The 25,745-nt window shown below is 49.5% G+C and carries 28 protein-coding genes; 22 read left to right on the top strand and 6 right to left on the bottom strand.

Annotation, left to right across the window (positions count from 1 at the left end):
- Nucleotides 1–65: 65 nt before the first annotated feature.
- From L3D05_RS01595 to L3D05_RS01605, 3 genes are all read left to right on the top strand, one after another.
- Nucleotides 66–968: a D-alanyl-D-alanine carboxypeptidase family protein gene (locus tag L3D05_RS01595; protein WP_239613993.1), complete on the top strand. Its 903-nt coding sequence runs from the start codon at nucleotides 66–68 to the stop codon at nucleotides 966–968.
- Entirely contained in the window at nucleotides 965–1,198 is a 234-nt protein-coding gene (locus L3D05_RS01600) for a hypothetical protein (protein ID WP_239613994.1), read from the top strand. Before L3D05_RS01595 ends, L3D05_RS01600 begins: the two co-directional genes overlap by 4 nt.
- Nucleotides 1,199–1,368: 170 nt before the next feature.
- Nucleotides 1,369–3,330, top strand: coding sequence for a stalk domain-containing protein (locus tag L3D05_RS01605; RefSeq protein ID WP_239613996.1), 1,962 nt, complete (start codon nucleotides 1,369–1,371; stop codon nucleotides 3,328–3,330).
- Between the two features lie 69 nt (nucleotides 3,331–3,399).
- Here L3D05_RS01605 and L3D05_RS01610 read toward each other — a convergent pair whose 3' ends face one another.
- Nucleotides 3,400–3,732, bottom strand: coding sequence for a DUF2627 domain-containing protein (locus tag L3D05_RS01610; RefSeq protein WP_239613998.1), 333 nt, complete (start codon nucleotides 3,730–3,732; stop codon nucleotides 3,400–3,402).
- 156 nt (nucleotides 3,733–3,888) lie between these two features.
- Between L3D05_RS01610 and L3D05_RS01615 the strand changes: the two genes are divergently transcribed.
- The 7 genes from L3D05_RS01615 to lipB all read left to right on the top strand — a co-directional run bounded on the left by L3D05_RS01615 (nucleotide 3,889) and on the right by lipB (nucleotide 12,605).
- Complete coding sequence (locus L3D05_RS01615; RefSeq protein ID WP_239614000.1) at nucleotides 3,889–5,298, top strand: MBOAT family O-acyltransferase; 1,410 nt, start codon at nucleotides 3,889–3,891, stop codon at nucleotides 5,296–5,298.
- 14 nt (nucleotides 5,299–5,312) lie between these two features.
- The gene (locus L3D05_RS01620; protein WP_239614002.1) at nucleotides 5,313–6,536 is read left to right on the top strand and encodes a DHHW family protein; all 1,224 of its coding nucleotides are present in this window, start codon (nucleotides 5,313–5,315) and stop codon (nucleotides 6,534–6,536) included.
- A gap of 149 nt (nucleotides 6,537–6,685) precedes the next feature.
- Complete coding sequence (gene lpdA, locus L3D05_RS01625; RefSeq protein ID WP_239614004.1) at nucleotides 6,686–8,116, top strand: dihydrolipoyl dehydrogenase; 1,431 nt, start codon at nucleotides 6,686–6,688, stop codon at nucleotides 8,114–8,116.
- A 194-nt stretch (nucleotides 8,117–8,310) separates the two neighbouring features.
- Nucleotides 8,311–9,339: a thiamine pyrophosphate-dependent dehydrogenase E1 component subunit alpha gene (locus L3D05_RS01630; protein WP_239614006.1), complete on the top strand. Its 1,029-nt coding sequence runs from the start codon at nucleotides 8,311–8,313 to the stop codon at nucleotides 9,337–9,339.
- Nucleotides 9,339–10,325, top strand: a complete 987-nt coding sequence (locus L3D05_RS01635; RefSeq protein WP_239614007.1) for an alpha-ketoacid dehydrogenase subunit beta — start codon at nucleotides 9,339–9,341, stop codon at nucleotides 10,323–10,325. Before L3D05_RS01630 ends, L3D05_RS01635 begins: the two co-directional genes overlap by 1 nt.
- 34 nt (nucleotides 10,326–10,359) lie before the next feature.
- Entirely contained in the window at nucleotides 10,360–11,751 is a 1,392-nt protein-coding gene (locus L3D05_RS01640; RefSeq protein WP_239614009.1) for a dihydrolipoamide acetyltransferase family protein, read from the top strand.
- A gap of 155 nt (nucleotides 11,752–11,906) precedes the next feature.
- Nucleotides 11,907–12,605, top strand: coding sequence for a lipoyl(octanoyl) transferase LipB (gene lipB / locus L3D05_RS01645; RefSeq protein WP_239614010.1), 699 nt, complete (start codon nucleotides 11,907–11,909; stop codon nucleotides 12,603–12,605).
- Here lipB and prli42 read toward each other — a convergent pair.
- Complete coding sequence (gene prli42, locus L3D05_RS26640) at nucleotides 12,577–12,672, bottom strand: stressosome-associated protein Prli42 (RefSeq protein ID WP_369417927.1); 96 nt, start codon at nucleotides 12,670–12,672, stop codon at nucleotides 12,577–12,579. The genes lipB and prli42 overlap by 29 nt on opposite strands.
- Before the next feature lie 72 nt (nucleotides 12,673–12,744).
- On the opposite strand from prli42, the gene L3D05_RS01650 reads away from it, so the two are divergent.
- Nucleotides 12,745–13,875, top strand: coding sequence for a M20/M25/M40 family metallo-hydrolase (locus L3D05_RS01650; RefSeq protein WP_239614012.1), 1,131 nt, complete (start codon nucleotides 12,745–12,747; stop codon nucleotides 13,873–13,875).
- 136 nt (nucleotides 13,876–14,011) lie between these two features.
- On the opposite strand, the gene mciZ is transcribed toward L3D05_RS01650, so the two are convergent.
- On the bottom strand, nucleotides 14,012–14,164 hold the full coding sequence (gene mciZ, locus L3D05_RS01655) for a Z-ring formation inhibitor MciZ (protein WP_239614014.1): 153 nt from the start codon (nucleotides 14,162–14,164) through the stop codon (nucleotides 14,012–14,014).
- A gap of 115 nt (nucleotides 14,165–14,279) precedes the next feature.
- On the opposite strand from mciZ, the gene L3D05_RS01660 reads away from it, so the two are divergent.
- The 4 genes from L3D05_RS01660 (at nucleotide 14,280) to fur (ending at nucleotide 17,317) form a co-directional block, all read left to right on the top strand.
- Entirely contained in the window at nucleotides 14,280–14,849 is a 570-nt protein-coding gene (locus tag L3D05_RS01660) for an NUDIX domain-containing protein (protein WP_239614015.1), read from the top strand.
- Between the two features lie 2 nt (nucleotides 14,850–14,851).
- Nucleotides 14,852–16,051 (top strand): endonuclease Q family protein, encoded by a 1,200-nt coding sequence (locus L3D05_RS01665; protein ID WP_239614017.1) that lies wholly within the window; start codon nucleotides 14,852–14,854, stop codon nucleotides 16,049–16,051.
- 68 nt (nucleotides 16,052–16,119) lie between these two features.
- Nucleotides 16,120–16,779 (top strand): stage II sporulation protein M, encoded by a 660-nt coding sequence (spoIIM, locus tag L3D05_RS01670; protein WP_239614019.1) that lies wholly within the window; start codon nucleotides 16,120–16,122, stop codon nucleotides 16,777–16,779.
- A gap of 73 nt (nucleotides 16,780–16,852) precedes the next feature.
- Nucleotides 16,853–17,317 carry a ferric iron uptake transcriptional regulator gene (fur, locus tag L3D05_RS01675; RefSeq protein ID WP_239614021.1) on the top strand — a complete coding sequence of 155 codons (465 nt, stop codon included), beginning with the start codon at nucleotides 16,853–16,855 and terminating at the stop codon, nucleotides 17,315–17,317.
- Between the two features lie 79 nt (nucleotides 17,318–17,396).
- Here the strand turns inward: fur and L3D05_RS01680 are convergent, their stop codons facing one another.
- On the bottom strand, nucleotides 17,397–17,882 hold the full coding sequence (locus L3D05_RS01680; RefSeq protein WP_239614023.1) for a glutathione peroxidase: 486 nt from the start codon (nucleotides 17,880–17,882) through the stop codon (nucleotides 17,397–17,399).
- 175 nt (nucleotides 17,883–18,057) lie between these two features.
- On the opposite strand from L3D05_RS01680, the gene L3D05_RS01685 reads away from it, so the two are divergent.
- Together L3D05_RS01685 and L3D05_RS01690 are read left to right on the top strand one after the other, a co-directional pair.
- Nucleotides 18,058–18,507 (top strand): MarR family winged helix-turn-helix transcriptional regulator, encoded by a 450-nt coding sequence (locus L3D05_RS01685; protein WP_239614025.1) that lies wholly within the window; start codon nucleotides 18,058–18,060, stop codon nucleotides 18,505–18,507.
- A 27-nt stretch (nucleotides 18,508–18,534) separates the two neighbouring features.
- Complete coding sequence (locus L3D05_RS01690) at nucleotides 18,535–19,002, top strand: glutathione peroxidase (protein ID WP_239614027.1); 468 nt, start codon at nucleotides 18,535–18,537, stop codon at nucleotides 19,000–19,002.
- Between the two features lie 32 nt (nucleotides 19,003–19,034).
- On the opposite strand, the gene L3D05_RS01695 is transcribed toward L3D05_RS01690, so the two are convergent.
- Nucleotides 19,035–20,147 (bottom strand): response regulator, encoded by a 1,113-nt coding sequence (locus tag L3D05_RS01695; protein ID WP_239614029.1) that lies wholly within the window; start codon nucleotides 20,145–20,147, stop codon nucleotides 19,035–19,037.
- Nucleotides 20,148–20,314: 167 nt separating this feature from the next.
- Here L3D05_RS01695 and ald point away from each other — a divergent pair, with 167 nt between their 5' ends.
- The 5 genes from ald (at nucleotide 20,315) to L3D05_RS01720 (ending at nucleotide 24,762) form a co-directional block, all read left to right on the top strand.
- On the top strand, nucleotides 20,315–21,430 hold the full coding sequence (ald, locus tag L3D05_RS01700) for an alanine dehydrogenase (RefSeq protein WP_239614732.1): 1,116 nt from the start codon (nucleotides 20,315–20,317) through the stop codon (nucleotides 21,428–21,430).
- A 65-nt stretch (nucleotides 21,431–21,495) separates the two neighbouring features.
- A complete protein-coding gene (locus L3D05_RS01705) occupies nucleotides 21,496–21,729 on the top strand; it encodes a DUF4227 family protein (protein ID WP_239614031.1) in 234 nt (77 codons plus the stop codon).
- A gap of 83 nt (nucleotides 21,730–21,812) precedes the next feature.
- Nucleotides 21,813–22,709, top strand: a complete 897-nt coding sequence (gene xerD / locus L3D05_RS01710; protein WP_239614033.1) for a site-specific tyrosine recombinase XerD — start codon at nucleotides 21,813–21,815, stop codon at nucleotides 22,707–22,709.
- A 26-nt stretch (nucleotides 22,710–22,735) separates the two neighbouring features.
- Nucleotides 22,736–23,911, top strand: coding sequence for a phosphopentomutase (locus tag L3D05_RS01715; protein ID WP_239614035.1), 1,176 nt, complete (start codon nucleotides 22,736–22,738; stop codon nucleotides 23,909–23,911).
- A gap of 23 nt (nucleotides 23,912–23,934) precedes the next feature.
- Complete coding sequence (locus L3D05_RS01720) at nucleotides 23,935–24,762, top strand: purine-nucleoside phosphorylase (protein ID WP_239614037.1); 828 nt, start codon at nucleotides 23,935–23,937, stop codon at nucleotides 24,760–24,762.
- 28 nt (nucleotides 24,763–24,790) lie between these two features.
- On the opposite strand, the gene L3D05_RS01725 is transcribed toward L3D05_RS01720, so the two are convergent.
- Nucleotides 24,791–25,744, bottom strand: a complete 954-nt coding sequence (locus L3D05_RS01725; protein WP_239614039.1) for a hypothetical protein — start codon at nucleotides 25,742–25,744, stop codon at nucleotides 24,791–24,793.
- Between the last annotated feature and the right edge of the window lies 1 nt (nucleotide 25,745).

The raw sequence follows: 25,745 nt of genomic DNA on the forward strand, positions 1-25,745 counted from the left end.
TTCAGAATGCTTAAAAAGTTCCCTTTACAATGAACGTATAGGAAGTCGTTCAGGAGGAAAGGGAAATGAAGTGGAAGCGGTTATTCGTTGTGGTAATGCTGCTTGTCGTCGTTGGTTGGGCATTAGACATTAAAGATAAGTTAAGTTTCTCTAAAGCGCCCGGACCGAGCTTGGCAGTCGTTTCCGCGGTCATGATGGATGCCGATAACGGGAAATGGCTGTATATGAGTAATGCCAAGGAGGCGCTGCCTCCGGCAAGCATGTCGAAGATGATGACGGAAGTGCTCGTGCTGGAGAGCGTACACTCCGGCTCCCTATCATGGGATGAACCTGTTCCGACTAGCGATTATGCAGCTCATGTGGGCGGCGCGGGAGTGGGATTGTCCAGAGGACAATCGGCAACGGTTAAGGAGCTATTTAACGCAATGGCTATTCATTCCGCTAATGACGCGTCTGTCTCTTTGGCGGAATACATAGCCGGCTCAGAGGCTGAATTCGTAACGCGAATGAACGCTAAAGCGCGGGAGATCGGATTGTCGAAAGACACGGTTTTCGCTAACGCGACTGGCTTGACCAGCGTTGACCTCGACGACTTCGCAACGGCGGCCACCGATGGAGAAACGGTGATGACAGCAGAGGATGTGGCGTTGCTAGCGCGATATTTGATCGAAGCCTATCCGGAAGTGTTGAAGATAACTAAGAAAAGCTCGGCTTCGGTCGTAACCGGTAACGGAGAGATAAACGAACTGAAGACAACGAACGAGATGCTTCCCGGCCAGCGCTTCGGTACGAAAGGCAACGATGGCCTAAAGACCGGATATACGGAACGGGCGGGCTATTGCTTCACGGGAACGACAGTCGTTGACGGACGGAGATATATTACGGTCGTAATGGGAGCGAGCACCCCGGAAGCGAGGTTCGAGGAAACGAAGAAGCTGCTCGCTTACGCGAAGGGGGACCTGTTATGATCGATTATCGTAATCGTATAGATAGATTGAAGGCAGTCGAAGTTCTATGCTATTCGCTCTGCATTCATCTTCTGACAGAGGAATTGTTGGCGGTCCATGCGGCAAAAGCTGCTTTGCTAGATTTATATAAGGATGAACAGTTCTGGTTGTTAGAAGATTCCGAACGGGATCAACGAGTTCGGAAACAAGCGATAAGAAGATCGCTCGAGTGCCTAGCTAAAGCACAGTAATCGACTAGAATGATATTAAAAGGATTACAAGGTTCTGGCTCCAACCGAGGAGCTAGAACCTTAATTTTATTTAAATTTAATATTTATAGCAACCTTTGGCTGGTATTCTCGTTAATACATATGATTAAATATACCGAAACGAATATCAACTAGATTAGAAGGAGTATGAGATGAACAAGAAGCTTGTGCAATTATTGCTTTCCGCTCTGCTGTTGTTCTCGTTTCAGCTTCCGGCTTACGCGGAAGGAAGCGTGGACGGACTTGAGAAATTGGTGTTGACGCAAGGCTCGAAGGAAATGGTTCATAACGGTAAGAAAGTCACGGCAACGCAGCCTCTTACCGATACTAAGAATGTTACATATGTGGCGGCCAAATCTTTCATGACGGAGATTTATGGAAAGATTAACTATGATGCCAAGAGTAAGCAGTACACGCTGACAAGCGGTAATACCGTGATGGTTCTCCGCAGCGGTTCCGCAACTTATACGTTGAATGGAGTCGCCAAGAGCAGCTCGCCGGGCATTCCGTACACCCTTAAAGGTACGCTTATGATCCCGCTGCGCACAGCGACACTAAGCTTCGGTTTAAACATGGTAAATGTTCCGAAGGAGAAAAAAATCGAACTGACTTGGGAATCCAAGCCGGTCGCGAAGTTCTCCGTATCCAATACTAATCCGTATGCCCAGCAAACGGAAGTTACTTACACGAACGAGTCGTATCATCTTCGCGGCCTCAAAATCGTCGATGATCGTTGGGAGAATAACTACAGCACCTTTGATCAGGCAGGTACGTATACCGTATCGCATTGGGTTCAAGATGAAACCGGAGTTTGGAGCGATCCTTATACGGTGACGATCACGGTGAAACCGCCGAATCAACCGCCTGTAGCCAACTTCAGTATGGACCAAGACACTTATAGAATCGGTGAATATATAACCTATACCGATCTAAGCACCGACGATGAAGATCGGATCGTGACTCGCAAGTGGACGAATAACGAGAAAGGTTTCTTCGTGCCGGGACCACAAACGATAACGCTGCAAGTGACGGATGCCAATGGCGCCGTTAACGAAATCACGAAGACGATTACCATTACCGAAGATGTTCTGTATACGAAAGAACAATTTGACTTGCTCTATACGGAAATCGGTGACAAATTCTCATATGACGGTGCTTCGGTATTATCCTTACCTAAGATTCCTTACTCGATCAATGACCGCGAGCAAACGTTAATTCGGGCGAATAGCCCGGAAACGATCATAGATGAAGGAATTTATTACGAGGATACGGTTACGGGTAATGTTAGATTCCTTCTGCACAATTACAATAAACGCACGAACCCAGTTAGAATCTACGTTGTTCTGACGAACGAGAATGCGGAGCCAGCAACCGTAAGAATGGGCGCCAAAGGGATGGCCGGACCTAATCCATTCGTATCGACGGTCGGCAAAGCGGTTACCGGAAGGTTTCTGGAGTCGGTATTAGACCCGAAATACTCGTATGTGCAAATTCCGGCTGGGGAAAGCCGTTTGATCTTTGAAGAATACAGCGCGAAATCCGTACGTCCAGGCGACGTCTACTCCATGTACGGTGACGTCCAAATGAATGCCGATCTTAAATTTCAAGTTGTCGTAATAGACGATAAACAAGATATTATGACCATGCTGCCGAACTTGCCGTTATTGCCGAGCAATGACAGGCACATTCGCGGAACTTTCGAGAACGCTAATCGAATGATGTATGTGAATCAAACGATCGGAAACGAGAAAAGCCGGATGATTCTAGCCGACAACATAGAGGATACTCGGCTGAGCGGTTTCGATAAGACAACGGGAATACCGGTTTTAAACATGGGGAACTACGGAGTATTGTACACGATTAAGTTCAGTAACGTTCAACCTCATACGGCAATCGTTGTTAATCCTCGCGGGGGACATTATGCAGGAGCGTTTACCGTAAACGGCAATGTTGTTTATACGACGAATAGCGGAAATCTCTCTAACCCAAATGAGGTAGGGATGCTCTATAAGTCGGGAGATACCCAGGAAACGGTGACGATTACCTTCACTCCGGCTAACGGTAGCATGTTGCCTATCAATCTATTATTTTTACCGATGCCTGATCGTAATTAGTTCATTTAGAAACGAAAAGGTAGTGGAGCAAGGATTGTCCTTCTCCACTACCTTTTCTTTGTCTTAAGCCTATTCCGATTTGCCGTCTTGCGATTGGTGCGCAGCATCCGTATTCGTTGGCCGCGGAGGTCGCGGAACTTTCGGACGGAATCGTGACGACAAATAATTATGTTTGCGATCCCGGAAAAAAGTCCAACCGCCTATAAAGCCGATTCCAATCAGGAATAGAACCGCGCCGCCGATAAATTTGAGCCAATGAAAATCGGGAGTAAAATCTGTAATTCCCATTTGAGCAAAATAATCGAACAGCGCGTTCTTCATTAACAGAAAACCGTATGCGGCCAATAGACCAGGGATTACGAGAAGTAGAATGGCAATCAGGCGTTGAAAAACCAATTTCATATGATGATTAAGCCCTCCTTCCAATTCTCTTATCATAAACGATTTCCCGAAGTATTGTCCACGAATGCCATCAATCACCTGCCAATTTCACTATGATCCGACATAAACCTATGGTATTATGACACAAGAAAAAGAGAGAGAGAGGAGATACTTGCAGTGGTATTTTCCAGTTTGTTCTTCTTGTACCTATTCTTACCCATACTACTTATCGCTTATTTCGTATTTAAGAATACGACATATCGAAATTGGATATTGATCCTCTTTTCCTTCGCTTTCTATGCTTGGGGAGAGCCGGTTTGGATAGTTCTGCTATTATTAGCCTCGATAATCGGTTATTTCTTCGCACTCGGTATCGACAAATATAGGGGGACTTGGCTCGCCAAGGCACAATATGTCGCAGCGATAGCGGTAAACATAGGGATCTTAGGGTTTTTCAAATACGCCGGGTTTCTCGTGGATAACGTGAATGCGGTGCTTCCTTTTAATATTCCCCATCCTGAGGTAACTTTGCCCATCGGGATTTCTTTTTTTACGTTTGAAATCATTTGTTACTTGACGGACGTCTATAAAGGGACGATCAAAGCTCCTAGATCTCCCAAAAAGCTATTGCTCTATGTGTCCTTCTTCCCGCATTTAGTTGCGGGACCGATTATCCGTTACTCCGACATCGAGCATCAAATCGATAATCCGCGGGTAACGATGGCTGGCTTCAGTGAAGGAATTACCCGCTTTATGATCGGGTTAGGCAAAAAAGTGATTATCGCCAACCTGATAGGGGAGAACGTATCGCAGTTTCTGAATCCAAGCTCGGACTCCGCTTCCGTGCTCGGCATTTGGTTCGGCGTATGTTTGTTCGCGCTGCAAATTTATTTTGACTTCTCGGGTTATTCCGATATGGCGATCGGATTGGGCAAGATGTTCGGATTTAATTTGCGAGAGAACTTCAACTATCCTTATATCTCGAAATCGGCCGGAGAATTTTGGCGACGTTGGAACATGTCCCTTGGCGGCTTTTTTCGAGACTACGTCTATATCCCGCTTGGTGGGAACAGAAGGTTTTATCTACGCAACCTGTTCGTCGTCTGGTTCCTCACGGGGTTCTGGCACGGCGCGAGTTGGAACTTTATCATTTGGGGACTTTATTTTGGTTTATTGATCTACATGGAACGGATGTTTCTCGGCAAATGGTTGGAGAAGGCGGGCGCCTTCGTCTCGCACGTATATGGAATACTGATGATGCTAGTTGGCTGGGTCTGGTTTTACTTTACGGATCTATCCAAGGCAATCGATTCCCTTCTTATCATGTTCGGGGTATCTCATAAAGATTTCACGAACATAGAGTTGAAGATTTACTTCAATAACAACGCATTGTTGCTCGTTGTCGCGATTATCGCCTCGACTCCGTTAATGAAATGGTTATTCACACGTTTGTCGGAATCTAATCCAAAGCTTGGGGTTGGCCTGCAAACCGTAGGCGTTCCTATGATGAACATCGTCATACTCATCGTGGCTACTATTCTGTTGATCGGTAGTACCTATAATCCGTTTCTTTATTACCGCTTCTAGCAAGGAGGGAAACAATGAAATTTCAAGCGAAGCTCAATCTCCTGTTGTTCTTGGCGTTTATATTCGGATTTGCCGCCATTAACTTGTTGCGCCCGCATTCCGAGGAAAAATCCAATCTCGAACAGCGCGACATTATGAAACAGCCCGTTTTTACGGTCGATCGTTTTTTTGACGGCGAGTACACTCGCGATTTCGATAATTATTTCGCCGACAATTTCGCGTTCCGTACGAAGTTAGTCCAAGTAGGCACGAATATGAAGGAGCTTAAAGGGATCCCGTTCGTGGATCAGTTGTCGATCGTTTTCCAAGGCGGCGACAATATGAACGTTGAACAGGGGAACGCCGCGGCTACTAGCTCCAGTATGTATCTCCTTTTGAAGGATCGTGCTTTTACGGCTTTTAATTATTCTGCTTCGGCGGCCGAATATTATGCAGACACCCTTAATCGATTTAAACAGTCCATCGATCCTAATGTCCGGGTTTACTCGTTGCTTGCGCCTACGTCGGTGGAGTTTACGTCTAATAAGGACGTTAAGAAATTTTCGGATTCGCAGAAGGACGCTTTTGCCCAAGTGAACGCGCGTCTGAATGACGACATCGGGAAGATTGACGCGTATAGCACGCTCGCGGATCATAAGAATGAGTATATTTATTTCCGCACCGATCACCACTGGACGGCTCTCGGCGCTTATTATGCTTATACGAAGCTCGTGGAACAAATGGGAGAAACTCCGGTGCCGCTTGATCAATATGAGGCAAGCGATATCCCTGATTTTCTCGGTACCGCCTATAAACAGACATTAAGCCCTAAACTTAAATCTCATCCGGATACCCTTACGTATTACACGCCGTTTATTCCGTATACTTATACCATGTATACGTCGGCTAACAAGCCGGTTGCAAGAAACGTCGTCGATCCGAAATACGCAAAGCTTAGCAGCACGTACTATGCGGCATTCCTTGGAGGAGACTTTCCTTGGGGAGAGATTACGACGGATAACAACAACGGCAAGCGGATCGTCGTGATTAAGGATTCGTACGCGAACGCGTTCGTCCCATTCTTATTGCCTCATTTTTCTAAAGTCTATTATTTAGATCCACGTTACTACAAAGGAAATCTGATAGACTTCGTGAAAGAACAGCAGATTACGGACGTGCTATTCCTGAATAACTCAACCGTTGCCCGTAATACAGGGATTTCCAAAATTTTGAACGAAAAGATGGATGTCGTTCAGTAAACGTGCGATATTTTTAAGCGCAGCGGCCTTTAATAGGTCGCTGTTTTTTGTTTGCACGACTGAAATGATAAACTTCCAGGCGTAAGTTTTGTTCCGAGCGCTAAAAAAAGGTACAATGGGAAAGTGAGTTTACATACGGAGGGGAAACTATGCCAATCGAAGTCGATGTCGCTATTGTGGGCGGCGGGCCGGGAGGCTATACGGCAGCGGTTAAAGCGGCGCAAGCCGGCCGAAGCGTTGTTATCGTCGAACAGGACAAGCTAGGCGGGACGTGTTTGCATCGCGGATGCATTCCTAGCAAGTCTTTGCTTAGAAGCGCGGAAGTATACGCTACGATCGGAGAGGCTGCCTCTTACGGCGTTTCGCTATCGGAAGGAAGCGCGTCCGTCGATTGGAAGGCGGTCCTTCATCGCAAGAATAGCATCGTGGAACAGCTACACAAAGGGCTGCAAGCGCTCATGAAGCAGCATCGCATTGAAGTCATTAAAGGAAGCGGTCGAATTATCGGACCTTCGATCTTCTCTCCTCGCAGCGGAGCCATTGCTGTCGAGCTCGCTAACGGGGAATCGGAAACAGTCGTGCCCAAGAACGTCATTATCGCTACGGGATCGCGTCCGCGCCGATTGGAAGGTCTCCCTTACGATGGGGAACGTATCGCGACTAGCGACGAAGCTCTGGATTGGACAAGCAAACCAACATCCATCCTGATCGTGGGCGGCGGCGTAATCGGTGTTGAATGGGCTTCGATGTTAAGCGATTTCGGTACGGCGGTGACGATTATTGAAACCGCGGATCGAATAGTTCCGACGGAAGACAAAGACATCAGCGCGGAAATCGCGAAAGCTTTGCAAAAGAGAGGCGTCAAGATTATTGTTGGAGCTTCTTTGCAGGCAGATAAATGTAAATTAACAGATTCAGGAGTTCAGGTGGAAGTTAGCGTCAAAGGCGATTCACTATCGCTTCAAGCGGAGAGAATGCTCGTATCCGTTGGCCGGCAAGGCAACGTGGACAACCTCGGATTGGAAAATACGGATGTCAAAGCAGAAAAAGGGTTTATCAAGGTGAGTCCTAACACGCTACAGACGGGCGAGTCGCATATTTATGCGATTGGCGACTGTATCGGCGGCGTTCAGCTTGCGCATGCAGCCATGCATGAAGCAGCCGTTGCCGTGGAGCATTTGACCGGAAGCAAGCCTAAGCGTGCCCCTGATCGCGATATTCCCCGTTGTATTTACTCCCGTCCGGAGGCGGCTTCAATCGGCTGGACGGAAGCGGATGCGAAGGCGGAAGGGTTTCAAGTGAAGACGGCAAAATTGCCTTTGCGTATTTTCGGTAAAGCGCTCGTATACGGAGAAAGCGAAGGCTTTGCGAAAGTGATATCGGATACGGCTACGGGAGATCTGCTAGGCGTTCATCTCGTAGGCGCTCATGCAACCGAGATGATTGCCGAAGCTTCGTTGGCGAAATTTCTCGATGCCGTTCCATGGGAAATCGGCCGCACGATCCATCCTCACCCGACGTTGTCGGAAGCGTTGCAAGAAGTGATGCAAGCTCTGGATGGCGGAGCTGGACACAGCTGACAATAACACATTGGATATGCTCAACCCGGGAGACGTAGTCTTCAAGTTGGCGGTTAATTTGCCTAGTTAGGTAAATTCATTCGCTCAACGATGGGTTGAGCGTTTCTTTTTGCTTTCAAGCGGAGTATAATAGGTTTTAAGTTCAAGTATTAAGACCAGGTTATAAAACTAAACCAAAGCAGGAGGACGCGCCTATGAAACAACCCGGTTCCGTCCAGCAAACCCTTCGGCATACCGCGCTTGGCTTGTCAGACGAACGCGCTGTCGAGATGTATAAGACGATGATGCTTGCCCGTCGTTTCGATGAGCGGGGTCAATTATTGCAACGAGCAGGTAAAGTTAACTTTCATATTTCAGGTATTACTCAAGAACCGTCGCAAGTTGCGATGGGTTTTGCCATGGATCTAAAAAACGACTGGTTCCTACCATACTATAGGGATTACGGCTTCGTCTTATCTCTGGGCATGACGGTTAAAGATTTAATGTTATCCGTATTCGCCAAAGGGGAAGACCCGAATAGCGCCGGCAGGCAGATGCCTGGACATTTCGGCAGCAAACGGCTGCGGATCGTAACGGGATCGAGTCCGGTAACGACGCAAGTTCCGCATGCGACAGGACTTGCATTAGCCGCGAAGATGAGAGGCGAGCCGTCCGTTGCTATCGTGACTTTCGGAGAAGGTTCAAGCAACCAAGGAGATTTCCATGAGGGCTGTAACTTCGCCGGGGTTCATCAACTTCCGGTTATTTTCGTATGCGAGAACAATCAGTATGCGATTTCTATGCCATTGGCTAAGCAAACGAGAGGACGGATCTGCGACCGCGCGCTTGGATACGGTTTTCCGGGAATTCGGGTGGACGGCAACGATCCGCTGGAAGTTTATCGCGTCGTGAAGGAAGCTCGCGACCGCGCGATTGCGGGAGAAGGTCCTACCTTAATCGAAATCATGACTTATCGGGTTACGGCCCATTCGACTTCAGACAACGACATGGCTTACCGGACGAAGGAAGAAGTCGATCTGCATAGAGGCAAAGATTCATTGCCTGTGTTCAAGAAGTATCTCGAAGAAGCGGGTTTATGGTCGGATGACCAGGAAACGAAGCTCCAGGCAGACATTCGCGCAATGATCGATGAAGCGAACGAGTATGCCGAGAAAGCGCCGTTCCAGTCAACGGACGACGCCTTCCGCTACGTCTATGCGGAGCAGAGCGGGGAGGAGCTATAATGCCGGTTATTGAGTATATCGATGCCATTCGTTTGGCGATGAAGGAAGAAATGGAACGGGATAACGACGTGTTCGTCTTAGGAGAAGACGTCGGGCTTAAAGGCGGCGTATTCGGTACGACGAAAGGTTTGCAGTTGCAATTCGGCGAGCAACGCGCGCTCGATGCGCCCCTCGCGGAATCCGCGATAGCCGGCGTCGCGATCGGAGCGGCGATGGCGGGAATGAAACCGATAGCCGAGATGCAGTATTCGGACTTCATGTTCCCGGCGACTAATCAAATCATTAGCGAAGCGGCTAAAATCCGTTACCGTTCCAATAACGACTGGGATTGTCCGATCGTCATTCGCGCGCCGATCGGCGGCGGGGTATTCGGCGGATTGTATCACTCCCAATGTCCGGAATCGGTATTCTTCGGAACGCCGGGACTCAAGATTGTCGCTCCGGCTACCGCCTACGATGCGAAAGGGTTGCTGAAAGCCGCCATTCGGGATCCGGATCCGGTTATCTTCTTCGAAAATAAAAAATGTTACCGTCTTATCTCCGACGAAGTTCCGGATGAGGACTATATCGTACCTATTGGCAAAGCGAACGTCATGAGAGAAGGAAGCGACATTACCGTTATCGGATACAGTATGCCGCTCCACTTCGCAATGCAGGCGGCAGAAGACTTGTCGCAGGAACATGGCATCGAGGCCCATATTCTTGATCTTCGCACGATTCAGCCGCTGGATCGGGAAGGCATTCTTGAAGCAGTTTCCAAAACAGGCAAGGTCCTTATCATACATGAGGACAACAAAACAGGCGGAATTGGCGCGGAAGTCGCTGCCATAATCGCCGAAGAGCTGCTGTACGACCTTGATGCGCCTATTCGTCGGCTTTGTGGTCCTGACGTACCGGCGATGCCGATCAATCCGCCGGGCGAAAAACATTTCTTGCTGAACAAAGAAAAAGTCAAAGCGGCGATGTTGGAGCTTGCCCGTTACTAAACCGGTGATGGGTACCGGGAGGAGAATGGTAGAAATGGCAAAACAAATAATCGAAGTCACGATGCCGCAATTGGCGGAATCGCTTGTCACTGCGACGATAGACCGTTGGTTAAAGCAACCCGGAGACATTATAGATATGTACGAGCCTATCTGCGATCTGATTACCGATAAAGTCAACGCGGAGCTTCCTTCTACGGTTAGAGGGAAACTGGTCAAGCATTTGGCCGGCGCTGGCGAGACGGTTGAAGTCGGAACGGCGATCTGTCTCGTGGAGATTGAAGTTGCGGATGCCGTGGAAAGCGCCGTTACCCCCGATGAGCATAAACCGGACTCTCGCGGATCGGCGGCTTCCAGCGTTTCTTCGCGCCCTGCTGGCGTTGGAACAAGCGGAGGGGCGGTTGATGCCGGGTCACCCATGCGTCATCGTTATTCTCCTGCGGTACAGATGTTGGCCGCAGATAACGGAATCGATCTGAATCTCGTTGCCGGAACGGGAGAGGGCGGACGGATTACGCGGAAAGACGTGTTGGCCGCTGTAGCCGCAGGCACTGCGTCCGTTCGCTCAGCGACGGGCGGGGCACCGGCTAAGCCAGTTGCTGCACCGGCATCCGCACAGGCGCAGATGGCGCCGATGGATCCGACCATACCGGTTCGTTCTTCGGGAATGCACTTGTCCCAATCGCCGCGTATCCCTTCCGTCGAGGTGGAAGGACAAGAACTGCCAGGACGCGGAGAGTATTTTATCGATGTGACTCCGGTTAGGAATACGATCGCGACGCGTATGCGTCAAAGCGTCAGCGAGATTCCTCACGGCTGGATGATGATCGAAGTCGACGTGACGAATCTGGTCGTTCTGCGCAATAAGCTGAAGGAAGAATTCCAGAAGCGGGAAGGCATTAACCTGACTTATATGCCTTTCTTGATCAAGGCGGCAGTTAACGCGATCAAGGACTACCCGATCATGAACTCCGTCTGGGCTGTCGATAAGATCATCGTGAAGCGGGATATTAACATCTCGCTCTCGGTCGGAACCGAGGATTCGGTCGTTACTCCGGTCATTCGCAACGCGGATCAGAAAAATATCGCCGGCATCGCCCATGAAATCGATGATCTGGCACGTCGCACGCGGGATAAGAAGCTGAAGCTGGACGATATCCAAGGCGGAACCTTCACCGTGAACAATACGGGATCGTTCGGATCGATCTTGACGCAACCGATCATCAACTATCCGCAAGCTGCGATTCTTACGTTCGAATCGATCGTCAAGCGGCCTGTCGTCATTAACGACATGATCGGCGTACGCTCGATGGTGAACTTATGCTTATCGCTGGATCACCGTATTCTTGACGGCGTCATTTGCGGTCGTTTCCTGCAACGGGTGAAGGAAAATTTAGAAAGCTACAACATGGATACGAAACTTTATTGAACCAATCATGCCCGGTACGGCGCGATGCGCAAAGTGCCGGGTTTTCTCTGCGGATGTAAGTTGATTTGCCTTTCACAGGCAATCGGTTTGCAGTGGATGTTTTCAATAAGCTACAATAGTGAATTGAAAGGGAAGATGGGAAGGAGGTTCTTAGCATGCTTAAGCTAGCGCCTGAGTGGTTGTCCAGATTGGACTATGGGGAAGCTTGGGAGCTTCAGAAAAAGCTCGTTAAGGAAATCGACCGCGAGGAACGTTCGGAGTCGTTGCTGCTCTTGGAGCATCCGCCGACGTACACGATCGGTTCCGATCGCCATCCGGAACACTTGTTATACAGTAAAGATGAATTGGCCCGTAGAGGAATTTCGCTGTATGAAATAGATCGAGGCGGCGACATCACTTATCACGGACCAGGACAGTTGGTAGGCTACCCGTTGTTATATTTGGATGCGATAGGGCTGGATCTGCACAAATACTTAAGAAACCTAGAAGAAGTCATTATCAGGCTGCTTGCGGAATTCGGCATTGAAGGCGGAAGGAAACCGGAGTACACCGGGGTCTGGGTTGGAGATTCGAAAATCGCGGCGATAGGCGTGAAGTTCAATAAAGCCCGTTCCCGTCGGGGATTCATAACGAGTCACGGGTTCGCTCTTAACGTTAAGGCTAACGTGGAGCAAGAGGGTTTCCAAGGTATCATTCCTTGCGGAATCAAGGAGTTCGGCGTCACTTCGCTGGAGACGCTTACCGGGAAACCCTTGCAGGTAGAAGAAATCGGGAGAAGGATTCTCCCTTATTTCTCGGAAGTGTTCGGGTACTCCGTTGCTCCACCTACTGCATCAGAGATCCTAAGCTCATAAGCAATGTAGATACGAGCATGACGATCAAAGTCGTGTAAACAATGATTTTAAACAAACGTTTGTTCATGTTAAATCATCCTTTCCATTTGGGCTTGTCCACAATACTATTGTAACGAATGCTTCGTCAGGAGGAAAGATTATGGTGCAAAGAGACAGATTAATAACGGAATTTATGGAATTGGTGCAAATTGATAGCGAAACGAAATTCGAAACGGAAATCAGCAAAGTGTTAAAAAGCAAGTTCGAAGCTTTCGGACTTGAAGTGTCGGAAGATGATGTCGCGGAGAAGATCGGACACGGGGCGGGTAACTTGTTTGCATGGTTGCCTGCTTCGGAAGGTAAAGAGGCTGTTCCTCCTATATTATTCACCTCGCATATGGATACCGTATCGCCAGGTAAAGGGATCAAACCTCGCCTTGATTCCGATGGCTACATCCGCAGCGACGGAACGACCATACTAGGTGCCGATGACAAAGCGGGATTAGCCGCGATATTCGAAACCTTACGCGTAATCAACGAACAAGGATTGGCGCATGGAGGCATCCAATTCGTCATCACGACCGGCGAAGAATCAGGTTTGCTTGGTTCGCGCGCTATGGAAGGCTCGCGCCTGCGGGCGAAATTCGGCTACGCGCTCGATTCTAATGGCGCGATCGGAGATATCGCCGTTGCCGCTCCGACGAATTCCCGGCAGTATATTACGATTCGAGGCAAAGCCGCTCATGCCGGCGTAAATCCGGAAGACGGAATTAGCGCGATTCAAGTCGCTTCCAAAGCGGTGTCCCGCATGAAGCTCGGCCGGATTGACAGCGAGACGACCGCGAATATCGGACGTTTCGAGGGTGGCGGCGAAGTGAACATCGTTACGGATTCGATTAAGATCTACGCCGAGGCTCGCAGCCAGGTGCAAGAGAAAATGGATCGTCAGATCGAATCGATGCGCGAAGCGGTGGAAAGCGCGGCTAAAGAATCCGGAGCTGAATTCGAATTCGAAACGACAACGATATATCCAGCCTACTCTTACGGCGACGAGGATGAGGTTGTTCAAGTGGCGAAAGCGGCGATCGAGGCCATCGGCTTGACCCCTCGTACGTTCTCGTCCGGCGGCGGCAGCGACGCCAACATGTTCAACGGAAACGGCGTGCCTACCGTCAACCTAGCCGTTGGCTATGAGCACATCCACACGACGAAGGAACAGATCAAAGCGGATGACCTCGTGAAAACCGCAGAGCTCGTCTTGTCTATCGTTAAGGAAACGTTGAACAGATAACCGAATAGAAAACGAAAGGCAGCCTCCCGAGCAAAAGCGACTTTTGCCTGGGAGGCTGCCTGTTCGTTATCTTGATATCGCTATTAGTGTCCCACGGGAGTTTGATTGCCTTCCACTTTAGCTTGCAAGCGAGCGTTCAAGATTCCAAGTGGATAATTTTCCTTGAGAGAAGCTCGGCAAGAGGCACGTTTCCTCCTTGGCGTTTCTTCTCAAGACGGAGCGCGTGACGAATTTCCCAAGCTTTGCCGACGAACTGTAGCTTATTTGGCGAGACGTATTTTTTTAACATAGCTAACGACCTCCTCTTAGTGCCGTCCTCCTGCTTTAAGGTTGCATTAGGAAGGACAAGCCTATATGTTGATCATATGAGCTATTAATCGAAATCATGTCTGGAGGCTTTCGAAATGAAAGATCACAATCAGCCCTCGCAACATCCGTTTTACGAGGAAACACTTGAAACGAAGCCGATATTCGAAGGGAAAATCATTTCCTTGCAGGTCGATACGGTACGCCTGCCGAACGGGGAAACCGCAACAAGAGAAATCGTGCGCCATCCAGGTGCGGTTGCCGTCGTTGCCTTAATAGACAATAAGATGCTCGTGGTTGAACAATTCCGCAAGCCGTTGGAGCGAGTTCAAGTTGAAATTCCCGCCGGTAAGCTGGATGCGGGAGAGGAGCCCGAGGCGGCCGCTAAGAGGGAGCTGGAGGAGGAGACGGGATATCGCGCGCGAAGCATCGAACACTTGCACTCGTTCTCTACGTCGCCGGGATTCGCGGAAGAAGTCGTACACTTGTATTTCACCGATGATCTGGAGCAGGGGAGCGTTCATTTGGATGACGAAGAATTTCTGACCTGCGAGGCGATAACGCTTGAGCAGGCTATGGCTTATATTAAGGAAGGGCGAATCAGCGATGCGAAAACGTTGCTGGCCGTCTATGCTTGGCGCATGCGCACGTTAACGGGGTCATTCTAACGATGAGCCGACCAGAAGAGGCCGGGTTAAGATCGTGTTATGCGGATTTACATGTGCATATCGGCCGCAGTCGAGACGGTCAGCCGGTCAAAATTAGCGGCAGCAAAAATTTAACCTTTCGAAATATTGCAAAGGAAGCGTCGGAGCGCAAAGGAGTCGAACTGATCGGAGTCATCGACTGCCATTCTCCTGCCGTTCAAAGAGATATCCTGGATTGTTTGAATTCCGGGGAGATGGAAGAGATCGAAGGCGGAGGAATCCGTTATCGGGATACGACCCTGCTGCTCGGAATCGAGATGGAAGTGAAGGAAGAGGGCGGAGGCCCGTTCCACTTGCTCGGCTTTTTGCCGACATTGCAGCGCATGTTGGAATGGACGGAGTGGATGAAGCCGCGCGTAACTAACATTATGCTAAGCTCGCAACGAATACGGGTTACGGCAATGGAATTGCAGGCCGAGCTGGTAGCTCGTGGAGGTTTACTTATTCCTGCCCATGTATTCACTCCGCATAGAGGTTTGCTTGGCTGCTCTGCGGACCGATTGTCCGATCGGCTGGATCCGAACGGGATTGCGGCGATTGAGCTTGGGTTAAGCGCGGATACGACGATGGCGGGTTTACTGTCGGAGTTGGATCGCTATCCTTTCTTAACGAATTCCGATGCGCATTCAACGGGTATGATCGGAAGAGAATGCAATCAATTGTTGCTGAAGGAGCCGAGTTTCGCGGAATTGGAGATGGCGTTGAAGGGGCAGGACGGCCGACGAATACTTGCTAATTATGGGCTTCATCCGCAACTGGGGAAATATCACACTACCTTCTGCAACAATTGCAAGAAAGCAATTCCGAACGGGGAGCAGGTCGCCGGCAGTTGTCCGTCCTGCGGCAGCATCAAGTTAACCCGCGGCGTATCCGATCGGATTCATCAGCTTGCCGATAGATTACAATCGGTCTCTGCGGAAGGTAGGCCTCCTTATCGCGCACAGGTTCCCCTGACCTTCTTTCCGGGTATCGGACCAGCTAAGCTTGAACGATTGTTCGCGGAAATCGGAACCGAGATGGATGTGCTGCATCATATTCCGCGCGAACGGATTGCCGTCGTAACGGGAGACAAAGTCGCCGATCTCATCGTCGGCGTAAGAGAGGGAAAAGCGCTCTTCACTTCGGGGAGCGGAGGGAGCTACGGTAGCATCGTCCAATCATAATTCCTCCTTGTTCCACATACACATAGGCACGGGACATGCCGTGATAGGTGGACAAGGAGGAAATCTCTATGAACTTTCGGTTATGGAATTTATCGGCTCGCGAAAATTTGAACCTGTACGTCTTTGTCGGCGTTCTTGTCGTCGTGGGAGCGATATTCGGAGCGATGCTCGTCAATGCGTTAACATTGGAGCAGCAACAGGAGCTGTCCGACGAAATCGGCGTATATATGACGGCCGTTAAGGGGGCGCAGCACGGTTTTTCGGCCGCAACGTTCTGGGACAATTTCTGGTTTTACGGAAAATGGCTGCTGTTAATGTGGTTTCTGGGCTTGTCCGTCATAGGTCTTCCGTTCGTATTAGTGCTCGACTTCCTTAAGGGCGTGCTCCTAGGCTTCGCCGTCGCCTTGCTAGCGCAGCAACTCGCCTGGAAAGGCGTATTCTTCTTCCTAATCGCGACGGCTCCGCAGAATGCGATTGTCGTTCCGGCATTAATGATCGCTAGCATCTCGGCGGCCAGATTCGCCAATTTTGTCGTTAGAGAACGCCTGTTCCGTCGTAAAGGACAATTGCTTCCTCCGTTCCTGGCACATACGGCGGTGACGGGCCTAATGTTAATAATGATAGTGCTTGCGTCATTATTCGAGGCGTTTTTCACTCCGATCATCTTAGAACGACTCACTCCAGCAGTCGTATCCTCAGAAATTTCTTCCCTTTCTTCTAAATTTTGATATGAGGTTTGACTTATCGATTAGGCTCATCCTATAATGGAAGGAAGTGCAAAAGCGACCGGAGGGGGAAACCATGGAAGCCCGCATTGATAAAATCAAACAGCAATTGCAGTCTCAGGGCTACAAGCTAACCCCGCAAAGGGAAGCGACAGTCCGAGTTCTGCTAGAGAACGAAGAAGACCATCTTAGCGCGGAAGACGTCTTCATGCTAGTTAAGGACAAAGCTCCGGAAATCGGGCTAGCTACCGTCTATCGGACGTTGGAACTGCTAAGTGAAATGCATGTCGTGGAGAAAATGAATTTCGGCGATGGCGTGGCCCGTTACGATCTTCGAACGGATAGCAACAAGCATCATCATCATCATTTAATTTGCGTCAAATGCGGATCGATGTCGGAGATAATGGAAGATTGGCTAGGGCCTCTGGAAGAGCGCTTGGACAAGGAGTACCAGTTTACTGTACTCGATCATCGTTTGGATTTTCAGGGGATATGCGCGAAGTGCCAGGCCGATACACCAGCCGATACGAATAACGAATAATAACAGTTCCTAGACATAGAGGCTAATCCACAAGTTGGATTAGCCTCTTATTGATGTCTTTTTTTATTTGTTGCGAGCTCTATTTTTGCTGCAGTAATTTCTGGATTTGGCTTTCGATTTTCTCGGGAGTAACGGTAGGAGAGAACCGTTTGACGACTTTACCGTTCCGATCGACGAGAAACTTGGTGAAATTCCACTTAATGCTTTTTAAGCCCAGGAAACCAGGGGCAGACTTAGTGAGATGCTGATACAGCGGATGAATGTTGCTGCCTTTGACATCGATCTTGGCATAGAGCGGGAACGTAACTCCGTGGTTAATCTGGCAATGCTCCGCGATAGAATCGCCTTCTAATGGTTCTTGATTGGCAAATTGATTGCTAGGAAATCCAAGGACGGCTAAGCCTTGCTTGGCATAAGTTTCATGCAGGCGTTGCAAGCCTTTGAATTGCGGGGCAAAGCCGCATTTGCTAGCCGTATTCACGATTAGCATCACCTTGCCTTCGTAATTGCTAAGCTGTATCTGCTCACCGCGCGGTGATTTGACTTGAATATCATATAGTGTCATAGCTAAACGCCTCCTAGGATAATTACGATAAATATATATCAACAAATTCAATTGTATACAATCTAAATGCTTGAAGTCAAGCCTTTGACACTGCAATTTACGAGTGTTATAGTAATACCGATTCAATTGCATGCAATTTATTTGAGCGAGCTTGTTCGAAGATAGGGGGGTGCAAATGGATATCCGTTCGACATTGAAATTGGACAATCAGCTCTGTTTCGCGGTGTATGCTTGCTCCCGTGAAATCACAAAATTGTATCAGCCTCTCCTACGGGAGCTAGGGTTAACCTATACGCAGTATATTACGATGCTTGCGTTGTGGGAGGAAGACCATGTATCGGTCAAACATCTGGGGCAGCGATTATATTTGGACTCGGGCACGTTAACGCCATTGTTGAAGAAGCTGGAGCATTTGCAGTTGATTACCCGCGAGAGGGATAAGCAAGATGAACGAAGCGTCATTATTGCTTTGACCGAGCAAGGCGTTCAATTACAAGAACGTGCCCTGAACATTCCCGAGAAGCTGTTCTGTCAGGTTGGCGTTCCGACTCGACAATTGGACGCGCTGAGAACGCAATTAACGGAAATTATGAACAAAGTACAGCTGATTCCGCAAAATCCATAAAACATGCCCTTTAGGAGGCCAACAGTAATGTCCATTTATTCATATTCAACACGTAAAGCGAACGGCGAGTCCGTAAGTCTAGAGCAATACGAGGGTAAAGTATTACTGATCGTCAATACGGCAAGCGAGTGCGGATTTACGCCGCAATACACGGATTTGCAAGGCTTGTACGATACTTACGGAGACCAAGGATTCGTCGTACTCGGATTTCCTTGCAACCAATTCGGAGGGCAAGAGCCTGGCACGGCTGCGGAAGTGGAATCGTTCTGCAGTTTGAACTTCGGAGTTAACTTTCCCCTCTTCGAGAAAGTAGAAGTGAAAGGCCCGGGCGCGGATCCGCTCTTCAACTATTTAACGGAACAGACGGGCGGAGAGATCAAGTGGAATTTCACGAAATTTCTAGTCGACCGCCAAGGCCGAGTCTTACAACAGTTTGATTCATCGGTCAAACCGTTAGAAATCGGACAGGACATCGAGAAATTGCTCGCGGAATAACTAAGCAAAGAAGGGAGGCCTCTGGCCTCCCTTTAACGATTGATCTGTTCAAGCCATTGTTGAAGGGCAGGAGATGGGGCAATGCCGTACTCCTCCTGGAGCATGGAACATAACTGTTCGAATTTTTTGTTGACCAAATGAAGATCCCCGTTATTGGCATGAAGCTTCATGGAGAGGACATAAATCTCTTCGAGGAACGGAAACCTCTTCTCGATCATTTCATATAGCTTAAGCGCTTCTTTATCATCCCCGGCTTGTTGGTATAACCCGCCGACTTCGATGGCGTGGCCATACCAAATATCGCGTAATCTCTGCTTCTCGTTCTCCGCCCACAAATACTCGTGCTCATGTAAGTAATCGCCCTTGTTGTCTTCAAGCCATTGAATATGCTGAGGTGCCGTCTCCAATGTCAATTCAGGCAACCTCTCGCGAGCGTTCTCCCATTCTTGAACGTCGTATACGTTGTTGCCCATATCCAAGTAATAATCGCTGCCGCTATTGGTGAGCCGAATCGTGATTCCTGCGCTCTCAAGCGATTTGCGGAGCTGATAAATCGTCGTATATAGCTGAGTGTACGCTTTCTTATACTCCGTATCCGGCCACATGAGATCGAGAAGAATATCTTTCCGGACGGGCTGATTTCTCTTATAGACCAAATAAGCGAACAGTTCTTTGGTACGTACGGTACGCCAAGCAAACGGTTCGGATTTGCCATATTCGAGATGAAGCTTCTGAAAACAGTTTACGGTAGTGATGGTAAGTTCCGATGCATCTTCAGCCAGGTTAGGTTGAACTTGCATAAGCCTTATAATCGTCTGTTGCAATCGTTCCGAATTGATCGGCTTGAGGATATAGTCAAGAGCGGCCAATTCGAAGGCTTTCACGGCATACTCGGCATACGCTGTAACGAAAACGATATTGATCGAGGGATCTATTTTCTGAATTCGCTCGGCAGCTTCAATTCCCGAAATTTCCGGCATATCGATATCCAAGAACACGACATCGGGTTTTACGCTATGGAGTTGTTCTAACGCATCGCTAGCCAAGCGATAGGTGCCTGCAATCTCTATGCCGTTGATTTTACTTAATTGTCGTTCTAAATCTCTTAGCGCCAAATTTTCATCGTCTATCACTATCGCTTTCATCCGTGCTTCCTTCCTTCGTTGCGTTTACTCTCTTTCATTTATCGACGTAAAGGATCGTCAAGTTTAGTATTTCAGGGCGTCTTTTGCAACTTGTAACAATCCGCACATAATTTTGTTAGCCGGGGAAAATGTAATGGAGATAGATATCGGGATGGGGTGGGATGAAGATGATTATCGGATTGCCTAAGGAAATCAAGAAACAAGAGTACCGCGTCGCGCTTACTCCAGCGGGCTGCGAGATGATCGTCCAGCAAGGGCAGAAAGTTATCGTTCAACGGGGAGCCGGATTAGGAAGCGGCTTTGCGGACGAGGAATATGAAATAGCTGGAGCGAGCCTCGCTGCCGAAGCAACCGAAGTATGGACAACAGCGGACATGATCGTGAAGGTGAAAGAGCCGCTTCCCGAGGAATTTGCTTATTTCCGCAATGGTCAAATCTTGTTTACTTATTTGCATCTGGCTGCCGCTCCTGAACTGGCGCAGTCATTAGTGGATAAGAGGGTAACGGCGATCGCATACGAGACCATTCAAGCGCCTAATGGCAGCTTGCCTTTATTAACCCCGATGAGCGAAGTGGCAGGCCGCATGTCCGTTCAGGAGGGGGCTAAATATTTAGAAGCGTTTCAAGGAGGCCGAGGAGTGCTTCTGGGCGGCGTTCCCGGCGTACCTCCGGCTGAAGTCATCATTCTGGGCGGAGGCATCGTCGGAACGAATGCCGCCAAGATGGCGCTTGGTCTTGGGGCGGAGGTTGTCGTGCTGGAGAAAAGCGGAGACCGTATGCGTTATTTGGATGACGTATTTCAAGGCCGTCTCCGCACCTTGATGAGTAATCCTTATAATATCGCCCAAGCGGTCCGTAAGGCGGATTTGCTGATCGGAGCGGTACTCGTGCCGGGCGCCCGGGCTCCTCGGCTTGTTACGGAAGATATGGTCAAGACGATGAAAAAAGGAGCCGTTATCGTTGATGTAGCCGTGGACCAAGGAGGTTCCATCGAGACGATCGATCGCGTGACGACCCACGAGAATCCGATATACGAGAAACACGGGGTTATTCATTACGCCGTCGCCAATATGCCCGGAGCGGTTCCGCGCACTTCGACTCTAGCGCTTACCAACGTGACGATCGACTACGTTTTGCAGCTTGCGGCTAAAGGCTTCCAGAATACGGTTCATACCAACTCCATGCTGGCACTGGGCGTGAATGTTTACCGGGGCGCGATCACCCACCCGCAGGTCGCCGATGCCATAGGTCAACCCTACACGCCGCTCGAGAGCTTGTGGTGACATGATTTGGTGCTTCTTCTCATACGGATAAGAAGGGAAGGGATGGACAAGAAGGGGAGAAGCGGATGAAGCAGCCTATGGATAAATGGTGGGAGCGATTGCAGTTTACGCTCCTGTTTCTGGCGTTGACGGTATTCATTCATGGCTTTATAGGGTGGTTTCATAGCTGGTTGAAGCCGTCGGATCCTTATCGGGTACCGGAAGGAAAAGCTTCTAAAGTGTTCCGGACTGGAGAGGGAAGCAATCCGGACGATTCTCCCGGCGACCGGCTTCGGTTATTTTATTGGCTAGGAGAATGAAGGGATTCGGAAGGAATTCGCTCTTCTCGTGTGGAATACTGAACGAGTCCGGAATCCACGAGAGTGATAGGTAGGTAATGTTCATGGAATTGAGAAGGTGGCTACAATCCTATCTCTCTAATCTAATCGAAGAACGAAGGATTTCCCGTAACACCGAGCAAAGCTATTCCGGCGACTTGACGGATTTTATCGATTACTTGGAAAATAACCAGATTGTTCATCCGAATGAGCTCAGGGCTCATCACTTAAACTCGTACTTGAACGATTTACGAACGGCAGGGCGATCTACGTCCACGATCACTCGTAGAATCGTGTCCATCCGATCTTATTGCAAGTATTTGACGATACAGAGAGCTGTCGATTATAATCCCGCTATTCAGCTTGAAGCGCCCAAAGCAGAGAGAAAACCTCCTAAAGTAATCGAGGTTAGCGAGCTGGACAAGCTGATGGAAATGCCGGATACGACGAGTGAAATCGGGATCAGAGACCGGGCGATGCTGGAGTTGCTCTACGCGACAGGTTTAAGGGTGACCGAGCTTATGATGCTGGACATCGGCCATGTTAGACTGGACATGGGATTTTTGCTATGCTTGGGATCAGGGGGCCGCGAACGAATGGTGCCCGTTGGAGATCAGGGCACGTCATGGGTGGCTAAGTATTTGGAGGAAGTTCGTCCGCGGCTTGCTAATCCGGACAAGCCGAATGAAGCGCTGTTCCTTAACCATCTCGGTTTGCGATTGACTCGCCAAGGTTTCTGGAAAGTCATGAAGAAATACGCGAATCAGATGGGCATCGCCATTTCCCCTCATACGCTGAGGCACTCCTTCGCCGTACATCTGTTGGATAACGGGGCTGATATCCGTGCGGTTCAGGAGATGCTCGGACATTCGGATCCCTCAACGACACAGATGTACCAAACTTCCGCAAAGTTGAAAATCAAGGAAGTGTACGAACGAAATCACCCTAGAGCAAGAAGCTAATCAACTATCGAGAGGGGGAACGAAGAATGGCATATCAGAAAATTACCGTTATCGTTTTGGATAGCGTGGGTATCGGTGAGTTGCCAGATGCACAGCAATATGGGGACTTAGGCTCGCACACGTTAGGACATATCGTGGAGAAGGTTCAAGGGCTAGCATTGCCGAACCTGCGTCGTCTTGGACTTGGCAATATCGCGAAGTTAGGAGATTGGGAGCCGGAATCTTCCGTTCAGGGCTATCATGGAAAAATGGCCGAAGTTTCCGTCGGTAAGGATACGATGACAGGGCATTGGGAATTGATGGGCTTGCGGATCGATACTCCCTTCCGAACGTTCCCGAACGGATTTCCTACAGCATTGCTGAGGGAGTTCGAAGACCAAACCGGAAGATCGGTCATTGGCAATAAGCCAGCATCCGGCACGGAAATATTGGATGAGCTCGGCGCGGAACAAATGAGAAGCGGATCATGGATCGTCTATACGTCAGCGGATAGTGTCTTTCAATTAGCTGCCCATGAAGACGTCATCCCGCTGGAGGAGCTATATAATGCTTGCCGCATCGCTCGCAGGTTAACGATGAAGGACGAATTCTCCGTGGGCAGAGTTATTGCCCGTCCATACATAGGACAGCCCGGCGCCTTCAAACGGACCTCGAACCGCCATGATTATGCCGTTAAACCGCCGCAACCAACGGTGCTTAACGCATTGAGCGCGAAAGGTTTGGATGTCGTTGCGATAGGGAAAATCAATGATATTTTTTGCGGGGAAGGCATTACGCGATCAACTTCGACTAAGAGCAATGAGGATGGAATCGCCGTTACTTTGAAGGAGATGCAATCCGATTTCCGTGGACTGTTGTTCACGAATTTGGTCGATTTCGATTCGCTTTACGGGCATAGACGCGATCCTGAGGGTTATGGCCGAGCGTTGGAGGAATTCGACCGTGCTCTTCCCGACCTCATGGGCGCAATGAAGGACGAGGACTTATTGATCATCACGGCCGATCATGGGAATGATCCGATACATGCCGGAACTGATCATACTCGGGAATTCGTACCGATTCTCGCCTGGAGCCCTAGTTTTACCGGGGCGGGGCAGATGGCCGACAGGGCTAGCTTCTCGGATTTAGCCGCTACGATAGCCGACAACTTCGGAGTGACATTCAATACGCACGGTACAAGTTTTCTCGAAAAATTAAAATAACGGGATGATGAGGAGAGGTCTTAATGGCACACGTAACATCGAAAGCGATTATTGAAGAAGCAGCAGCGTTCATCCGTTCGACGACGGACGTTCGTCCGGAGATCGGTCTTATTCTCGGGTCCGGCCTTGGCGTTCTAGGGGACGAGCTGGAGGATGCGGTTACGATTCCTTACGAGGATATTCCTCATTTTCCCGTATCGACGGTCGAAGGGCATGCGGGGGAGCTGTTAATCGGTAAGCTGCAAGGTCGTAGCGTCGTCCTGATGCGCGGACGGTTCCATATGTACGAAGGATACGAGCCGGAACGGACAGCATTGCCTGTACGGGTCATGAAGGCGCTTGGCGTAACTACGTTACTCGTCACGAATGCCGCTGGCGGAGTGAACTTGGGGTATAAACCCGGTAACTTAATGTTAATATCCGATCATATCAATATGACTGGGCGCAATCCGTTAATCGGGCCTAACGATAACGCACTAGGCGTTCGTTTCCCGGACATGTCCGATGCATATAGTTCTCGATTGCGTAAGATCGCCAAAGAAACGGCCGCGGAGCTGGGCTTCCCTGTACAAGAAGGCGTATATGTCGGCTTGCTCGGTCCGAATTACGAGACGCCAGCGGAAATTCGCATGCTCCGGACTTTGGGAGTCGATGCTGTCGGTATGTCTACCGTATCGGAAGTCATCGTCGCCAGACATTCCGGAATTGAAGTGCTCGGGATTTCCTGCATCAGCAACATGGCGGCAGGCATTCTAGATCAACCGCTCTCCCACGAAGAAGTTATGGAGACGACGGAACAAGTGAAAGAACAATTTTTGTCACTCGTGTTGACGGTAATTCCGAAAATGTAACACTCATAACCAAAGATTATGTCTAAATCTAAAAATGGCGGTGCAGGAGCATATTCCTGTCCCGCCTTTTTAGATTTTTGGATAACTTTCTGAATGCGCCTCGCCATAGTCGCAAAATGCGATGATGAGGAGTAGAGAAAGGGAGCGCGCCTCGCCATAGTCGCAAAATGCGAGGATGAGGAGTAGAGAAAGGGAGCGCGCCTCGCCATAGTCGCAAAATGCGAGGATGAGGAGTAGAGAAAGGGAGCGCGCCTCGCCATAGTCGCAAAATGCGAGGATGAGGAGTAGAGAAAGGGAGCACGCCTCGCCATAGTCGCAAAATGCGACGATGAGCAGGAGAGAAAGGGAGCGCGCCTTCGCCGTAGTCGCAAAATGCGACGATGAGGAGTAGAGAAAGGGAGCGCGCCTCGCCATAGTCGCATAATGCGACGATGAGGAGTAGAGAAAGGGAGCGCGCCTCGCCATAGTCGCAAAATGCGACGATGAGCAGTAGAGAAAGTGAACGCGCCTCGCCATAGTCGCAAAATGCGACGATGAGCAGTAGAGAAAGTGAACGCGCCTCGCCATTGTCGCAAAATGCGTCGATGAGGAGTAGAAAACGTGAGCGCGCCTCGCCATAGTCGCAAAATGCGACGATAAGCGGGAGAGAACAGGAGTGCGCCTCGCCATAGTCGTAAAATGCGACGATAAGCGGGAGAGAACAGGAGTGCGCCTCGCCATAGTCGCAAAATGCGACGATGAGGAGTAGAGAGCGGGAGCGCGCCTCGCCATAGTCGCAAAATGCGACGATGAGCGGGAGAGAACAGGAGTGCGCCTCGCCATAGTCGTATAATGCGACGATGAGGAGTAGAGAAAGGGAGCGCGCCTCGCCATAGTCGCATAATGCGACGATGAGCAGTAGAGAAAGTGAACGCGCCTGGCCATAGTCGCAAGATGCTGGCAAGATAAGTGAAGCGTCGGGATAATAAAAAGACTGACTCAAA

The organism is Cohnella mopanensis (genome assembly GCF_022352055.1).
Classification (GTDB): domain Bacteria; phylum Bacillota; class Bacilli; order Paenibacillales; family Paenibacillaceae; genus Cohnella; species Cohnella mopanensis.

Bases quoted from the DNA above. Each gene is read 5' to 3' on its own strand.
- L3D05_RS01595 (WP_239613993.1), top strand. From the start codon at position 66: ATGAAGTGGAAGCGGTTATTCGTTGTGGTAATGCTGCTTGTCGTCGTT.
- L3D05_RS01600 (WP_239613994.1), top strand. From the start codon at position 965: ATGATCGATTATCGTAATCGTATAGATAGATTGAAGGCAGTCGAAGTT.
- L3D05_RS01605 (WP_239613996.1), top strand. From the start codon at position 1,369: ATGAACAAGAAGCTTGTGCAATTATTGCTTTCCGCTCTGCTGTTGTTC.
- L3D05_RS01610 (WP_239613998.1), bottom strand. From the start codon at position 3,732: ATGAAATTGGTTTTTCAACGCCTGATTGCCATTCTACTTCTCGTAATC.
- L3D05_RS01620 (WP_239614002.1), top strand. From the start codon at position 5,313: ATGAAATTTCAAGCGAAGCTCAATCTCCTGTTGTTCTTGGCGTTTATA.
- lpdA (WP_239614004.1), top strand. From the start codon at position 6,686: ATGCCAATCGAAGTCGATGTCGCTATTGTGGGCGGCGGGCCGGGAGGC.
- L3D05_RS01630 (WP_239614006.1), top strand. From the start codon at position 8,311: ATGAAACAACCCGGTTCCGTCCAGCAAACCCTTCGGCATACCGCGCTT.
- L3D05_RS01635 (WP_239614007.1), top strand. From the start codon at position 9,339: ATGCCGGTTATTGAGTATATCGATGCCATTCGTTTGGCGATGAAGGAA.
- L3D05_RS01640 (WP_239614009.1), top strand. From the start codon at position 10,360: ATGGCAAAACAAATAATCGAAGTCACGATGCCGCAATTGGCGGAATCG.
- lipB (WP_239614010.1), top strand. From the start codon at position 11,907: ATGCTTAAGCTAGCGCCTGAGTGGTTGTCCAGATTGGACTATGGGGAA.
- prli42 (WP_369417927.1), bottom strand. From the start codon at position 12,672: ATGAACAAACGTTTGTTTAAAATCATTGTTTACACGACTTTGATCGTC.
- L3D05_RS01650 (WP_239614012.1), top strand. From the start codon at position 12,745: ATGGTGCAAAGAGACAGATTAATAACGGAATTTATGGAATTGGTGCAA.
- mciZ (WP_239614014.1), bottom strand. From the start codon at position 14,164: ATGTTAAAAAAATACGTCTCGCCAAATAAGCTACAGTTCGTCGGCAAA.
- L3D05_RS01660 (WP_239614015.1), top strand. From the start codon at position 14,280: ATGAAAGATCACAATCAGCCCTCGCAACATCCGTTTTACGAGGAAACA.
- L3D05_RS01665 (WP_239614017.1), top strand. From the start codon at position 14,852: ATGAGCCGACCAGAAGAGGCCGGGTTAAGATCGTGTTATGCGGATTTA.
- spoIIM (WP_239614019.1), top strand. From the start codon at position 16,120: ATGAACTTTCGGTTATGGAATTTATCGGCTCGCGAAAATTTGAACCTG.
- fur (WP_239614021.1), top strand. From the start codon at position 16,853: ATGGAAGCCCGCATTGATAAAATCAAACAGCAATTGCAGTCTCAGGGC.
- L3D05_RS01680 (WP_239614023.1), bottom strand. From the start codon at position 17,882: ATGACACTATATGATATTCAAGTCAAATCACCGCGCGGTGAGCAGATA.
- L3D05_RS01685 (WP_239614025.1), top strand. From the start codon at position 18,058: ATGGATATCCGTTCGACATTGAAATTGGACAATCAGCTCTGTTTCGCG.
- L3D05_RS01690 (WP_239614027.1), top strand. From the start codon at position 18,535: ATGTCCATTTATTCATATTCAACACGTAAAGCGAACGGCGAGTCCGTA.
- L3D05_RS01695 (WP_239614029.1), bottom strand. From the start codon at position 20,147: ATGAAAGCGATAGTGATAGACGATGAAAATTTGGCGCTAAGAGATTTA.
- ald (WP_239614732.1), top strand. From the start codon at position 20,315: ATGATTATCGGATTGCCTAAGGAAATCAAGAAACAAGAGTACCGCGTC.
- L3D05_RS01705 (WP_239614031.1), top strand. From the start codon at position 21,496: ATGAAGCAGCCTATGGATAAATGGTGGGAGCGATTGCAGTTTACGCTC.
- xerD (WP_239614033.1), top strand. From the start codon at position 21,813: ATGGAATTGAGAAGGTGGCTACAATCCTATCTCTCTAATCTAATCGAA.
- L3D05_RS01715 (WP_239614035.1), top strand. From the start codon at position 22,736: ATGGCATATCAGAAAATTACCGTTATCGTTTTGGATAGCGTGGGTATC.
- L3D05_RS01720 (WP_239614037.1), top strand. From the start codon at position 23,935: ATGGCACACGTAACATCGAAAGCGATTATTGAAGAAGCAGCAGCGTTC.